The organism is Allobosea sp. 10N428, from assembly GCF_056394545.1.
The window spans coordinates 19,843-33,949 of sequence record NZ_JBFTIC010000008.1 but is presented as its reverse complement, the minus strand read 5'-3'; the positions used below and the strand labels follow the sequence as shown (position 1 = coordinate 33,949).

Annotated in this window: 10 protein-coding genes; 7 read left to right on the top strand and 3 right to left on the bottom strand. The window is 64.9% G+C overall.

Annotated elements, in window-relative coordinates; translation table 11 throughout:
- Nucleotides 1–4 precede the first annotated feature (4 nt).
- Nucleotides 5–1,855, top strand: a complete 1,851-nt coding sequence (locus AC1DDA_RS21435; protein WP_476797296.1) for an ABC transporter ATP-binding protein — start codon at nt 5–7, stop codon at nt 1,853–1,855.
- A 203-nt stretch (nt 1,856–2,058) separates the two neighbouring features.
- Here AC1DDA_RS21435 and AC1DDA_RS21430 read toward each other — a convergent pair whose 3' ends face one another.
- Both AC1DDA_RS21430 and AC1DDA_RS21425 read right to left on the bottom strand, forming a co-directional pair.
- Nucleotides 2,059–3,276 carry a TAXI family TRAP transporter solute-binding subunit gene (locus AC1DDA_RS21430; RefSeq protein ID WP_476797295.1) on the bottom strand — a complete coding sequence of 406 codons (1,218 nt, stop codon included), beginning with the start codon at nt 3,274–3,276 and terminating at the stop codon, nt 2,059–2,061.
- 472 nt (nt 3,277–3,748) lie between these two features.
- Nucleotides 3,749–5,788: an NAD(+) synthase gene (locus AC1DDA_RS21425; RefSeq protein ID WP_476797294.1), complete on the bottom strand. Its 2,040-nt coding sequence runs from the start codon at nt 5,786–5,788 to the stop codon at nt 3,749–3,751.
- 430 nt (nt 5,789–6,218) lie between these two features.
- On the opposite strand from AC1DDA_RS21425, the gene AC1DDA_RS21420 reads away from it, so the two are divergent.
- The 6 genes from AC1DDA_RS21420 to AC1DDA_RS21395 all read left to right on the top strand — a co-directional run bounded on the left by AC1DDA_RS21420 (nt 6,219) and on the right by AC1DDA_RS21395 (nt 12,916).
- The gene (locus AC1DDA_RS21420; RefSeq protein WP_476797293.1) at nt 6,219–7,586 is read left to right on the top strand and encodes a nucleotide sugar dehydrogenase; all 1,368 of its coding nucleotides are present in this window, start codon (nt 6,219–6,221) and stop codon (nt 7,584–7,586) included.
- 36 nt (nt 7,587–7,622) lie between these two features.
- Complete coding sequence (locus AC1DDA_RS21415) at nt 7,623–8,561, top strand: Gfo/Idh/MocA family oxidoreductase (protein ID WP_476797292.1); 939 nt, start codon at nt 7,623–7,625, stop codon at nt 8,559–8,561.
- Between the two features lie 2 nt (nt 8,562–8,563).
- Nucleotides 8,564–9,166, top strand: coding sequence for an acyltransferase (locus AC1DDA_RS21410; protein WP_476797291.1), 603 nt, complete (start codon nt 8,564–8,566; stop codon nt 9,164–9,166).
- On the top strand, nt 9,166–10,317 hold the full coding sequence (locus tag AC1DDA_RS21405) for a DegT/DnrJ/EryC1/StrS family aminotransferase (protein ID WP_476797290.1): 1,152 nt from the start codon (nt 9,166–9,168) through the stop codon (nt 10,315–10,317). The genes AC1DDA_RS21410 and AC1DDA_RS21405 overlap by 1 nt, the downstream gene beginning before the upstream one ends.
- The gene (locus AC1DDA_RS21400; protein WP_476797289.1) at nt 10,314–11,429 is read left to right on the top strand and encodes a glycosyltransferase; all 1,116 of its coding nucleotides are present in this window, start codon (nt 10,314–10,316) and stop codon (nt 11,427–11,429) included. Before AC1DDA_RS21405 ends, AC1DDA_RS21400 begins: the two co-directional genes overlap by 4 nt.
- A gap of 305 nt (nt 11,430–11,734) precedes the next feature.
- A complete protein-coding gene (locus AC1DDA_RS21395; RefSeq protein ID WP_476797288.1) occupies nt 11,735–12,916 on the top strand; it encodes a glycosyltransferase in 1,182 nt (393 codons plus the stop codon).
- Nucleotide 12,917: 1 nt separating this feature from the next.
- On the opposite strand, the gene AC1DDA_RS21390 is transcribed toward AC1DDA_RS21395, so the two are convergent.
- A complete protein-coding gene (locus AC1DDA_RS21390) occupies nt 12,918–13,970 on the bottom strand; it encodes a glycosyltransferase (RefSeq protein WP_476797287.1) in 1,053 nt (350 codons plus the stop codon).
- Nucleotides 13,971–14,107: the final 137 nt, after the last annotated feature.

The following is a 14,107-nucleotide window of genomic DNA, read 5'->3' as shown; positions in this document are numbered from 1 at the left end:
CGAAATGACCTCCCCGATCCTGTCGGTTTCGAACCTCTCGACCTCCTTCCGCGTGGAAGGCCAATGGAAATCAGTAGTCCGCAACATCTCCTTCGACATCAAGCCGAAGGAGACGCTGGCGGTCGTCGGTGAATCCGGCTCCGGCAAGAGCGTGACCGCGCTCTCGATCATGCGCCTCACCCCGCCCCAGTCGAGCAAGATCGAAGGCTCGATCAAGCTCAACGGGAAGGAGCTGCTGACGCTGCCGGATTCCGACATGCGCCACATCCGCGGCAACGAGATCGCGATGATCTTCCAGGAGCCGATGACCTCGCTGAACCCGGTGCTGACCATCGGCTTCCAGATCGCCGAGGCGCTGATCCTGCATCGCGGCCTGTCGCGCTCGGAGGCCGAAGCCGAGACGGTGCGCCTGCTCGAGAAGGTCCGCATTCCCGCGGCGAAGTCGCGCTTCCACGAATATCCGCACCGCTTCTCGGGCGGCATGCGCCAGCGCGTGATGATCGCGATGGCGCTGGCCTGCAAGCCGAAGCTCCTGATCGCCGACGAGCCGACCACCGCGCTCGACGTCACCATCCAGGCGCAGATCCTCGAGCTCATCAAGCAGTTGCAGGATGAAGAGGGCATGTCCGTCCTCTTCATCACCCATGACATGGGCGTCGTCGCCGAGATCGCCGACCGCACCGTCGTGATGTACAACGGCGACGAGATCGAGACGGGTAACACCGACGACATCTTCCGCAATCCGCAGAAGCCCTACACCAAGGCGCTGCTCTCGGCCGTGCCGAAGCTGGGCTCGATGGAAGGCCGCCGGCGGCCGATGCGCTTTCCGGTCGTCGACCGCGCGACCGGTCTCTCGGACGTGCCGACCGAGGTGCCCGATACCGTCCAGGCGGCCGAGCGCCCCGTGCTCGAGGTCGCCGGCCTCACCACTCGCTTCGAAATCCGCGGCGGCCTGCTCTCCTCGGTCAAGGGCCGGGTGCACGCGGTCGAGAACGTCTCCTTCAGCCTGAAGGCCGGCGAGACCCTCGCGCTGGTCGGCGAATCCGGCTGCGGCAAGTCGACCACCGGCCGCTCGGTGATGCGTCTGATCGAGCCGCTCGCCGGCTCGGTGCTGCTCGACGGCGTCGACGTCCTCAAGCTCAACCAGCATGACCTTCGCGAGCAGCGCAAGCGCATGCAGATGATCTTCCAGGACCCGTTCGCCTCGCTCAATCCGCGCATGAATGTCGGTACGGCCGTCGCCGAACCGCTGCTGATCAACAACCTCGCCACCCGCTCGGAAGCGCGCGACAAGGTCGCCGACCTGCTCAAGCGCGTCGGGCTGCTGCCTGAGATGGCCAACCGCTTCCCGCACGAATTCTCGGGCGGCCAGCGCCAACGCATCTGCATCGCGCGTGCGCTCGCGGTGGAGCCGCGCCTGATCGTGGCGGACGAGGCGGTCTCGGCGCTCGACGTCTCGGTGAAGGCGCAGGTCGTCAACCTGATGCTCGATCTGCAGGCCCGCATGGGTCTGGGCTATCTCTTCATCTCGCACGACATGGCGGTGGTGGAGCGCGTCAGCCATCGCGTCGCGGTGATGTATCTCGGCGAGATCGTCGAGATCGGCCCGCGCGAGGCGATCTTCCAGAACCCGCAGCATCCCTACACCAAGCGGCTGCTCGCCGCCGTGCCGATCGCCGATCCGGCCCGGCGCCTGGAGAAGCGCCCTGTCTCGAACGACGAGATCAAGAGCCCGGTGCGAGCGCCCGATTATGTCGTGCCCGTGCGCCAGTACCGCGAGGTCTCGCCCGGCCATGCCGTGATGATCTGGGGCGAGGAATGGGAAAAGAAGGAGCCGACCGCCGTCGCGGCGTGAGCCTGTCGAAGCTTGAAACGATCAGCCCGCGGCACGCGCCGCGGGCTTTTTTACTGGGCGGCGGGAATGTCCCAGTCGGGTGGGACGCGGAAGCTCGTTGGGCGCCTTCCCCTGGGCTGGGCGGCGCCATGCGCCGACCTTGGCCTCGGGACCGTAAGCGGGCGCTCATGCGATCCTCCTGCCTGGGTCGGAGACCCAGCCTTCTAGATCGACACCGAAGAATGCCCGGAGGCTCGCACGCCCCGGGAACTCAGCAGCGCCCGGCGCTCCCTGACGGAATAACGGGCGTGGTTGATCGCGAGGGCCATCGTGGAATCATTGCCAGAGCGGCCAGCGGAGGCAACGGCCTCGGCGATCAGGTGATGAAGTGAGCGATCAAGCGCCTCCAGTGCCTCGGCATCAGCGCTCTGCGCCTGGTCGGCGATCTGGATCAACTGCCCGATCCGCCCCTGTTCCTGATGCATGCGCCTCGACTTCACACTCCCCATGACAATCGTCGCAAGCGAAGCCAGGAGGCTGAACAGGGCCGCCGCAAGGTAGAAATAGCCCTGAAACTCATCGAAAAAGCTCTGTTCGCCGTTGTTGAGGTAATTGGCGACGCCGGGATGGATCGGCAGGATGGGGTTCTTCGCGTCGGGGTCTGGCGCTTCGATTTGGCTCGCCAGAGGGGTGAGTGCAGTCAGCTTTGACTTTGAGGTGAAGAGGGTCCGGCCTATGGCCCCGGCGACAAGATCGAGCATCGTATCGGGCGCGACGAGCCGGTATGTCACGGCGAGCGTCGTGACCGTGTCGTCGGGGGTCGCCGGGCGAGACTTGAAGGCACCTTCCGGCACATCATACGATTCGAACGCCGGAAAGCGCCGATTGAAGGCATCCGCATCAGAGAACGCCAGGATCGTCGGTGTCCCAGCGGCCCCCTTGGCCATCGCCGTAACGGCGCCCACCACCTCCCCCGGCCCGATGGGCCCCACGGCAAGGATGGCGGCAACGTGCCGCTGGCGAACCGCCGCGACCAGTTCGTCAGGCGAGAGGAACAGGCGCTTCACCTCTTGAGGCGCGACATTGTAGAAGCTCAGGATCACGTCGAGCAGCGCGGCGTTGGTGTCCTGCAGGCGCCCTTGCGGAATTGCGATCGTCTTGCCTTCGAGCTTGCCAATGCTGTCGATGGCCGATTTCGGCGGCAGCACGAAAGCGACGACGTCGCGGCGCAGGATCGCGATCGTCTGGCCATTGGTCGGAGGCGAGACGTCACTGCGGATCAGCGCGAGGTCTACATCGCCGTTTTCGATCGCTTTTGAACTGGCAGCCAGATCGTTGACCTGAACGGGTTGGAGCCTGATGCGGGGGTGATCCTTGGCCGTCTCGGTGATGAGAGCGCCGATAAAACGCTGAGCGTCGGTGCCGAAGGCCCCCGTTGTCACCCGCAAGGTCGCGTGCGGGGACCAGTAATGGATTGCCGCCGCGAGGGCGGCGACGATGAGGAGAGCCCCTGTCCATAGGACAAATCGCATCGACCTGTTCCCCCGTCTTCGGCTGGCTCAGCCGCTCTGTCCGGCGAGTAAGGCGCTCCCCTATTCTTGGACAGATCGGTGGGCTTTGCCCAGCTCGGTCGCGATCCCCGTCGTCGTCGTAGCCGCCTCCGGCGCCTGACCGCCCAAGGCGAATGTAGCCTCGATCAGCAACTCGGTAATCACCTTCGTTGAACGATGATCTCGACAAGGTGCCGCCGGGAGCCGATCAAGGCGCCGTCAGGAGGCCCGGCCGGGTTCGGATAGGTTGCCCGGCGCCTTGGGGAGATCGTTCAGAGTAAACGCGCCACACAGGGTCGACCGCCGACGTGACGGGTTTCGCCGTTTAGGCTGGGATAGAGGCCGCCGGCTCCGGCTCCCTCCCTCAGTCGGGAATCCGCTCCCAGTCCTTGAGCCATGGCGCAGCCGACGCATCGCTCGGCGCGCGCCAGTCGCCGCGCGGCGAGAGCGAGCCGCCAGAGGAGACCTTCGGGCCGTTCGGCACGGCCGAGCGCTTGAACTGGCTGGTCTCGAAGAAGCGGCGGATAAAGACGCCGAGCCAGCGCTTGATGGTGGGCAGGTCGTAGGCGACGCGCTTGCCCGCTTCCATGTTCGGCGGCCAGTCGCCTGCTCCGGCATCGCGCCAGGCGTGCTCGGACAGGAAAGCGATCTTGCTCGGGCGGAAGCCGTAGCGCGTCGTGTAGAACAGGTTGAAGTCCTGCAGCGCATAGGGGCCGACGAAATCCTCGGTCTTCTGCGCGGGCTTGTCGCCATCGCCGGGCACCAACTCCGGCGAGATCTCGGTCGCGAGGATGTCGAGCATGACATCCGAGGCCTCGGCGCCGAAACGGCCGGACTGCGCCACCCAGCGGATCAGATGCTGGATCAACGTCTTCGGCACCGAGCCGTTGACGTTGTAATGCGACATGTGATCGCCGACGCCATAGGTGCACCAGCCGAGCGCGAGCTCCGAGAGGTCGCCGGTGCCCATCACCAGGCCATTGTGCCGGTTGGCGAGGCGGAACAGCACGGAGGTGCGCGCGCCGGCCTGTACGTTTTCAAAAGTAATATCGTAGACGGGCTCGCCCGCGGCGAAGGGATGGCCGATATCGACCAGCATCTGCCGGCAGGCCGGCGTCATGTCGATCTCCTCGGCGCTGACGCCGAGCGCCCGCATCAGCCGCCAGGCATTGTCCTTGGTGTCCTTGCTGGTGGCGAAGGCTGGCAGCGTGTAGGCGAGGATGTTCTCGCGGGGCAGGCCGAGCGCATCGAAGGTGTGGGCCGCGACGATCAGCGCCTGCGTCGAATCGAGACCGCCGGAAACGCCGATCACGACCTTGTCGAGCCGCGTGCTCTCCAGCCGCTTGCGCAGGCCATGCGACTGGATGTTGTAGGCCTCGAAGCAGAGTTCGTTCAGCCTGGCATCGTCGCTCGGCACGAAAGGGAAGCGCTCGACGGTGCGGGCGAGACCCAGATCGTTCTCGCGGTCCGGCTCCAGAGTGAACTCGATGCGGCGGAAGCCGAGCCGGTCGCGGTTCACGTCGGCGCTGTCGCCGAAGGTGTTCTGGCGGATGCGGTCCATCGCTAGCCGTTCGAGATCGATATCGGCGAGGATGAGCTGCGGCTCGGCGGCGAAGCGCTCGGCTTCGGCCAGCAGCGCACCATTTTCGTAGATCATCGCCTGCCCGTCCCAAGCGAGGTCGGTGGTCGACTCGCCAGTGCCGGCAGCGGAATAGGCGTAGGCCGCGATACAGCGGCCGGAATGGGCCTTGCAGAGCGCATGGCGCCAGTCCGACTTGCCGATGGTGACGTTGGACGCGGAGAGGTTGAGCAGGACGGTCGCGCCCGCAAGCGCCGCAAAGGACGAGGGCGGGATCGGCGTCCAGACGTCCTCGCAAATCTCCATATGGACGACGAAATCCGGGATATCGGTCGCCGTCAGCAGGATATCCGTGCCGAATGGCACGTCCTGGCCGCAAAGATCGATATAGAGCGCGCTCGCCCGCTCGCCCGAGGCAAACTGCCGGCGCTCGTAGAATTCGCGATAGTTCGGCAGATAGGTCTTGGGCACAGCGGCGAGGATGCGCCCGCGATGAACAGCGACGGCGCAGTTGAACAGCCGCCCCTCGACCCTGAGCGGCGCGCCGACCACGACGACGCCACGCAGCGCACGGCTCTCCTCGACGAGGCGACCCAAGGCGTCGCGTACGGCATCCAGCAATGCATTCTGCTGCAGCAGATCGTCAATCGCATAGGCGCTGATGCCGAGCTCCGGAAACAGGGTCAGCGACGCCCCGCTCTCATCCGCCCGCCGCAGCAACGCAATCGTCTCGGCCACGTTGAAGGCCGGATCAGCCACCTTGAGGCGCGGCGCGGCGCATGCGATCCGGACGAGACCGTGCGAATGGATGTTGCGGAAACTCATGGAGACTCCGTTACACCGGCACAAGAAGACCGGACATCCGCTTATCGCGCAGGCGAGAGGATGCGGGCAAGAGGGCCCTTTTGCCGCTCGCCCCACCGGTTTCCAGATAGGAACTGTGGAAGATTTTCAAAGGCCGGCGAGCCGCGCAGGAAAATCGCCATATTGCTGAGCGTGAAGGACGCCGCGACGACGAGCCTATCCGGGCGCGGTCGTCGCGTTTCGCTCTGCGAAGCGGCAGCGCGGATTTTCGCACCGGGTGGAATGGCCGTGAATATTCGCAGATCAAAAACGCAGGAATACCGTTGCGAAACGAGCGATTACCGACCCTGCCACTGGCAGCATAGGTTGACATCGTTCTAACACAGCGGCAAAGCGACCCGTCATTCTCGTCCCAGCGCTTGCGCGCGCTCCACTAGGTGGAAAGCTCTTCATGTCTGCCTCGACGACCGCTCGTACCGACTCGGCCCCTGAGAGCCTGTCCGGGCAACTCGCCCGTGTCGCCACCAAGGACTACCGGATCGGCATCATCGGCCTCGGCTATGTCGGCATCCCGCTGGCGCTGACGGCGTGCAAGGCCGGCTTCAAGGTTGTCGGTTTCGACATCGACGCGAAGCGCGTCGACCAGATCAACCGCGGCGAGAGCTTCATCAAGCACATTCCAACCACTGCGATTGCTGCCGCGATCAAAGAGGAGCGCTTTCGCGCCACCGTCGATTTCGACGAACTGCGCAACGTCGACGCCATCATCATCGCGGTGCCGACGCCGCTGACCAAGCATCGCGAGCCCGACCTGTCCTATGTCGAGAGCACGGCGCGGACCATCGCGCCGCGGCTGCGCAAAGGCCATCTCGTCGTGCTGGAATCGACGACCTGGCCGGGCACGACCGACGAGGTGATGCGTCCGATCTTCGAGGCGACCGGGCTGAAGAGCGGCGTCGACTTCTATCTTGCCTTCTCGCCGGAGCGCGAGGACCCGGGCAATCCGGATTTCGGCACCTCGACCATCCCGAAGGTCGTCGGCGGCGACGGCGCCGAGGCGCTCGAGCTGGCGAACGCCGTCTACAGCGCCCTCGTCGTCAAGACCGTGCCGGTATCGAGCTCGGCCACGGCCGAGGCGGTGAAGCTAACCGAGAACATCTTCCGCGCCGTCAACATCGCGCTCGTGAATGAGCTGAAGGTGATCTACGGCAAGATGGGTATCGATGTCTGGGAGGTGATCGATGCCGCCAAGACCAAGCCCTTCGGCTTCATGCCGTTCTATCCCGGCCCCGGGCTCGGCGGACACTGCATCCCGATCGACCCGTTCTACCTGACCTGGAAGGCGCGCGAATTCGACGTCACCACGCGCTTCATCGAGCTCGCCGGCCAAATTAATACCGCTATGCCGCACTGGGTCGTCGACCGCGTCGCCGAGGCGCTCGACCGCCAGCAAGGCCGTGGGCTTAGCAAGGCGAAGATCCTGGTGATGGGCATCGCCTACAAGAAGAATATCGACGACATGCGCGAGAGCCCGTCGCTGCGCCTGATCGAATTGCTTGAAGAGCGTGGGGCGAAGGCCGACTATCATGACCCGCATGTGCCGGTGATCCCCCCGACCCGCGAGCACGCCAACCTGACCGGCCGGTCTTCCGTCTCGCTTTCGTCCGAGGCGGTCAAGGGTTACGACGCCGTACTGATCGCAACGGACCACGACGCGGTCGATTACAAGGCGCTCGTCAGCGCTGCCCGCCTCGTCATCGACACGCGCAATGCTTGCGCCAAGGCCGGATTAACCGGTGAAAACATCGTCAAGGCCTGAGCCAGGACGCACCAGGAAACGCCAGAGAACAATACCATGACGTCATTCGCACTGATCGGTGCTGCCGGCTACATCGCGCCGCGCCATATGAAGGCCATGAAGGCGGTCGGCGGCGATCTCAAGGTCGCGTTCGACCCCAATGACTCCGTTGGCATCATCGACAGCCACTTCCCGCAGGCGCATTTCTTCACCGAATTCGAACGCTTCGACCGCCATGTCGACAAGCTGCGCCGCCGCGACGAGCGCATCAACTATGTCAGCATCTGCTCGCCGAACTACCTGCACGACGCCCATATCCGCTTCGGCCTGCGCGCCGGCAGCGAGGTAATCTGCGAGAAGCCGCTCGTCCTCAATCCGTGGAACATCGACGGGCTGGCCGAAATCGAGCGCGACACCGGCCACAAGGTCAACACCATCCTGCAGCTGCGCCTTCACCCGGCGATCATCGCGCTGCGCGACCGCGTCGCCGCCTCGAACCAGCGCCATTCGGTCGACCTGACCTATATCACCTCGCGTGGACGCTGGTATCACGCCTCCTGGAAGGGCGAAGACACCAAGTCCGGCGGCGTCGCGACCAATATCGGCGTGCACTTCTTTGACATGCTGGCCTTCGTCTTCGGCCCTCTGCAATCGCAGACGGCCAATCTGCGCGAGGGTGCGCGCGCGGGTGGCCTCCTCTCCTATGAGAAGGCCGATGTGCGCTGGTTCCTCTCGGTCGACTCGGACGACCTGCCCGACGGCGTGAAAGGCCAGAAGACGACCTTCCGCTCGATCACCGTCGACGGCGAGGAGGTCGAGTTCTCGGACGGCTTCACCGACCTGCACACCCGCAGCTACGAAGAGATTCTCGCCGGCAAGGGCTACGGGCTCGAGGATGTCCGTTTCTCGATCGAAGTCGTCTCGCAGTTCCGCCAGCTGCCCGTTGTGACCGGCGGCGAGAAGCACCCCTTCGCGGCGAAATACATTAAGGGCTGACCATGGCCGGCGCGTCGCAGATGCGGGAAGATCCGCGCTTTCCTGGCGCGCTTATCCATGAGAGCGCCTATGTCGACGAGGGTGCAGCGCTCGGCGCCGGCAGCAAGATCTGGCACTTCGTCCATGTGCTCGGCCAGACCGAGATCGGCCGCGACTGCGTGCTCGGCCAGAACGTGATGGCCGGCCCGCGCGTGCGCATCGGCGACGGCTGCAAGATCCAGAACAATGTCGCGCTCTATGACGGCGTCGAGCTGGAGGCGGACGTGTTCTGCGGCCCCTCCTGCGTCTTTACCAACGTCAATAACCCCCGCGCCTTCATGAACCGCAAGGCCGAGTTCCGGCGTACGCTGGTCAAGCAGGGCGCGAGCATCGGCGCCAATGCGACGATCGTCTGCGGTCATACGCTCGGGGCGTATTGCTTCATTGCCGCGGGCGCGGTGGTGACCAGGGACGTGCCCGACTATGCTCTGATGGCCGGCGTGCCGGCGCGCCGAATCGGCTGGATGAGCAAGGCGGGCGAGAAGCTCGGTCCGGATCTGACCTGCCCACTGAGCGGAACGCGCTATCGGGAAACAAGCCCGGAGCATCTGGAGGAGATTGCCTGATGAGCGAACGCCCCGCGATCGAGTTCATCGACCTCAAAGCCCAGCGCCAGCACATCGGCAAGGCCATGGACGACGCCATCCTCAAGGTCGTCCATGACGGCAACTACATCCTCGGCCAGCAGGTCCAGCAATTCGAGACCGAGCTTGCCGCCTTCTGCGGCGCCAAGCACGCGATCGGCGTCGCCAACGGCACGGACGCGCTGATCCTCGTGCTCGAAGCGCTCGGCATCGGCCCCGGCGACGCCGTGATCTGCCCGAGCTTCACCTTCGCCGCGACCGCCGAAGTGGCCGCGTGGATGGGCGCGACGCCCGTCTTCGCCGAGATAGACGAAGCCACCTACAATATCGACCCGAAGGGTCTCAGCGCCGCTCTCGAAACCGCGAAGCAGCACAAGCTCAATCCTCGCGCCCTGATCAGCGTCGATCTCTTCGGCCAGGCCTGCGACTACGAGCCGATCGAAGCCTTCTGCAAGCAGAATGGCCTCGTCCTGATCTCGGATTCGGCTCAAGGCTACGGCGCGCGCTACAAGGGCCGCGTTGCCGGCGCGATCGGCGATTTCGCCACGACGAGCTTCTTCCCGGCCAAGCCGCTCGGCTGCTATGGTGACGGCGGCGCTATCCTGACCGACAACGACGAGCACGCCGCGCTGCTGATGTCGCTGCGGTTCCACGGCAAGGGCTCGTACAAATACGACAATGTCCGCGTCGGCGTGAATTCGCGGCTCGACACCATCCAGGCGGCCGTGCTGATCGAGAAGCTCAAGGTTTATGCCGAGGAGCTCGAGAAGCGGCAGGTCGTGGCCCAGCGATACACCGCTGCGCTCAAGGACGTCGTGGTGACGCCTCATGTCATGGCTGATTGCGTCTCGACCTGGGCCCAGTACACGATCCGCGTCGCCGCCGACCGCCGCGACACCTTCCAGGCGGCGCTGAAGGCCAAGGGCGTGCCGACCACGGTCTACTACCCGAAGCCGCTGCACCAGCAGACCGCCTATAAGCACTATCCGGTGGCCGGAAACGGCCTGCCGATTTCGGAGCGCGCCGCGCAGGAGGTCGTCGCGCTGCCGATGCACCCCTATCTCGACGAGGCGACGCAGGATTACATCATCGCGGCGGTTCAGGATGCGTTGAAGACCGCAGTCGCGGCGTGACAACCGAGCCGCGACTCCTCTACCTCTCGCTGGAGACGCCGCGCGAGGGACAGGCGACGTATACGCATGTCCACGAGATCATCCGCGGCCTGCGCAAGATCGGTTGGGTGGTGGACCTGCTGGCGACAAGCCGGGGCGGGGCCAGTTCTGGCACCCGCTATCTGGCGAGGCTCGCGGATTACGTCCGCGTCCAATGGCAGGCGGCCTGGCGCCTGAAGAGCTACGACGCAGTTTTCATGCGAGCCCATTTTGCTGCGATGCCGCTTTCCGCCTGGGCGAAGCTGCGCGGCGTGCCGGTTTTCCAGGAGATTAACGGCCTTCCCGCCGACATCCTCGTCACCTATCGCTGGTTGCGCTGGATCGGCCCCTTGATCCGCTGGCTCTATCGCACCCAGATGCGGATGGCCTCCCATGTCTTCGTGGTGACAGACGGCCTGCGTGGCTGGGCGCTGGCAGAGGCGGGGCATGACCGGGTCAGCGTCGTGACCAACGGCGCCGATATCGACCTGTTCAACCCGGACGGCCCCCGGCCGGCCGAGCCGGAGCGCTATATCGCCTTCGTTGGCGGCCTCACCGCCTGGCATGGGATCGCGACGATGATTGCGGCGACGAAGGAGCCGGGCTGGCCCGAGGGCGTCGCGCTCGTGATGATCGGCGACGGCGTCGAGCGCGACCGGCTGAAGGATACCGCCGCCCATCCGCGCGTACGCTGGCTCGGCCGGCGCCCTCCGAAGGAAGTGGCAAGCTATCTGCGCGGCGCCATCGCGGCCCTGTCGGTAACCGAAGACTCAGCCGGGCACCTGAACACGGGCGTAGCCCCCTTGAAGCTGTTCGAGGCGATGGCGAGCGGCGTGCCGGTCATCGTCACGGATCTGCCATTCCAGGGCGATGTGGTGCGGGAGCACGAGACAGGCATCGTGATCCCGATGGCGAGCCCTTCTGCCTTGGCGGCAGCTGCATCGCAAACTGCGGCGGAGCCGGGTCTGGCGCAGCAGCGTGGAGACAACGGCCGGCGATATGTTGAGCGCTTTGCCAGCTGGCAGAGCCGCGCGAAGGAAATTGCCGAACAGATAACCCCCCTCATCCGGAATGGCCGCGAAAACCGGCCTTAGTCCCCGCCCGGAACGGCTGAGGTACCAGAAGCATGTCGTGCATTCCGCTGAACGGGTTCGGCGGCGCCGGGTGGACATCGCGAAAGCCACCCCTGTCGCGCCGGTCTTGTCGACAATTGGTATTAGCGCTCACCTCCTCCGTTTATTTTCATTTCCAAGAGCTGATAGGAAGCTTATGTGGTTGCCCGCTTCCCAGCCACGCATGCGACCCGGTGGATGGCCCCTATTCAGGGCTTCGTCAGAATGATCCCACGCACAACTCATGGTGCACCCAAGCATCGACATGCGCTCCGCGCTGGCAGTGAATGATGCGCGTCGCCCTTCTCTGCCTCTCGCCCTTGCGGCACGATTCACGCGTGCTTCGGCACGCCACGCTGCTGGCCGGAGCGGGCTACGATGTCCGCATCTTCGCACAGCGCCCGCTGCCCGACGAACAGCCCTGCGCGGTGACGCCCCTGCCGGGCCCCGGCAATGACTGGCGCGTCCGCCTGGGCATGGTCTTCAGGCAGGCCCCCGCGACGATTTTGTCGGCGACCGCCGATTTCACATACTGGCTGTCGTACACAAAATTGACAGCCTTGCGCGAACTGAAGCGGTTCGCGCCGGAGATCATCATCGCCAATGACTGGCGCTCCCTGCCGGTAGCCTTCGCGGCCAAGCGGACCAGCGCCGCTCGCATCGTCTACGACAGCCACGAATTCGGAACCGAGGAATTCGCCGATAGCTGGCGCTGGAACCTGCTGGCGCGACAGCATGTCGTGCGGATCGAAGACCGCTATATCCGCGGCGCCGACGCGGTCGTCACCGTCAGCGAAGGCATCGCGGACGCCCTGGCCCGGCTCTACACTCTGCCTCGACCCATGGTCATCGCCAATACGCCCAGCTGGCATGCGACCTCATTCCGGCCGACGAGGACGCCGATTACAGTCCTCTATCATGGTGCAATCGTTCCAAGACGCGGTTTGGAAGCACTGATCGAGAGCGTGCGGCTCTGGCCGGCGCATTTCCGCCTGGTGATCCGCGGTCCGGCGCAGGGGGGCTTCGAGCGGCATCTGCAGCAGCTTGCGGACCCATTCGGCGATCGTGTCAAGATTGAACCGCCGGTACCGCCCGCTCAGTTGATCGCCACTGCCGCGCAAGCCGATATCGGCATTTTCCTCCTGTCGAACAGCACGACGCATGCGCGCTTCGCCATGCCGAACAAGATCTTCGAGTACATGCAGGCGGGGCTGATGGTCATCAGCAGCGACCTGCCAGAAATTCGCAACGTCATTGAGACCGCTGGCTGCGGCGCCTTGCTCGCCGGCGATACGCCCGAGACGATCGCAAGCTGCCTCGCCGGCCTCGATCCAGTTCGCATCGATGCGTGCAAGCATGCGGCGCTCGCACGCGCTCGCGATCTCAACTTTGACATGGAAGGCACCAAGCTGCTCGCGCTGATCGGCAGGCTTGCCGCCCCCGGACCCCGCGTTAAGGCCGCGCCTTAGCCTATTGCGCGGCGTCGCGCCCGGCCCCGCGAGCCGAGAGTACGACCCGCTCGATCGCTGTGAACAGGCGATCCGATTCGGCTTCCCAGTTCAGCAGCTTGGCGGCGTCGAGCGCGCGCTGCTTGCAAGCGTCAATCTCCGCGTGCGTGAAGCCGTTGATTGCGGCGGCGATGGCTTGTGGGGTCACGTCGGGAATCGACCGGCCGAGCCCGTGCTGCCGCAGCAAGGCCGTCATCTCCGGCAGGTCGGAGACACAGAGCGCGAGCCCGGCCATGGTGTATTCGAAGAACTTGTTGGGCAGGACATGGACGTTCTGCGCCGAATGCCCGGGCAACGCGAACAGGCCGACGTCGAACCGCGCAGCCTCCCGCACCAGATCGATCATCGGCACCGGCGGCGCCAAGGTGACACGATCCTCCAGACCGGCGGAACGGATGCGTGCGGCCAAGCTCTCGAGATAGGCGGCCGGACTGGGGCCGCGAATGGTCAGGTGGAATTCCGGGCGCCACAACGCAACGCTATCGATGCAGGCCTCGAGCCCGCGCCCCTCATTGACCACCCCATGGTAGAGCACCGCGATCCGCTCGCCGGAGAGGCGGAACGAATGCGCTTCGTAGCGCGGCATATTGCGGATCAGCAGCGGCTTTTCAGGCAGGGCGTAAAGCGCGTGCAGACGGTCGGCGATGCCCTGGGAGACGCAGCTCGTCACGGCAGCACCGGCTGTACCCATCCGCTCAATCGCGGCAATGACGGGCCTGTGGATCAAACGCCAGCGCCAGCTCTGGGCATACTCGTCCACGGCAAGCTCGTGCGTGTCATAAGCGTAAGGCACGCCCTGCTCTGTCGCCAGCCGCTGGACGATTGGCAATGCCGTCCAATCGTTCGCCAACCAGACATCGGCGTGTTGACCACTTGCAAGACGATAGATCCCGTCGAAGCGGTCGTTGATCCCCCAATAGGTCGAAATCGCTCGATCTGGCGTCAGATACACACCAGCGACATCCTTGGCGCGGCGCAAACGCCGCAGTGTCGACACCAAGAAGGGACGCAGCATTGTGCTCTCGAGTGGCGGCAAACGACGGCGCCAGACTCGCAGGACTACCTCGGCTCCTCCCCTCTGCTCGATGTCACCGGCATCGTTCGCGGTGCCTATCTCAGAGACGACCACCGTGGTGGAGCCATTGTTCGCCG

Excerpts from the sequence above, each read along its gene's own strand:
- AC1DDA_RS21435 (WP_476797296.1), top strand. The coding sequence starts at position 5 with ATGACCTCCCCGATCCTGTCGGTTTCGAACCTCTCGACCTCCTTCCGC.
- AC1DDA_RS21390 (WP_476797287.1), bottom strand. The coding sequence starts at position 13,970 with ATGCTGCGTCCCTTCTTGGTGTCGACACTGCGGCGTTTGCGCCGCGCC.
- AC1DDA_RS21405 (WP_476797290.1), top strand. The coding sequence starts at position 9,166 with ATGAGCGAACGCCCCGCGATCGAGTTCATCGACCTCAAAGCCCAGCGC.
- AC1DDA_RS21395 (WP_476797288.1), top strand. The coding sequence starts at position 11,735 with ATGATGCGCGTCGCCCTTCTCTGCCTCTCGCCCTTGCGGCACGATTCA.
- AC1DDA_RS21410 (WP_476797291.1), top strand. The coding sequence starts at position 8,564 with ATGGCCGGCGCGTCGCAGATGCGGGAAGATCCGCGCTTTCCTGGCGCG.
- AC1DDA_RS21425 (WP_476797294.1), bottom strand. The coding sequence starts at position 5,788 with ATGAGTTTCCGCAACATCCATTCGCACGGTCTCGTCCGGATCGCATGC.
- AC1DDA_RS21415 (WP_476797292.1), top strand. The coding sequence starts at position 7,623 with ATGACGTCATTCGCACTGATCGGTGCTGCCGGCTACATCGCGCCGCGC.
- AC1DDA_RS21420 (WP_476797293.1), top strand. The coding sequence starts at position 6,219 with ATGTCTGCCTCGACGACCGCTCGTACCGACTCGGCCCCTGAGAGCCTG.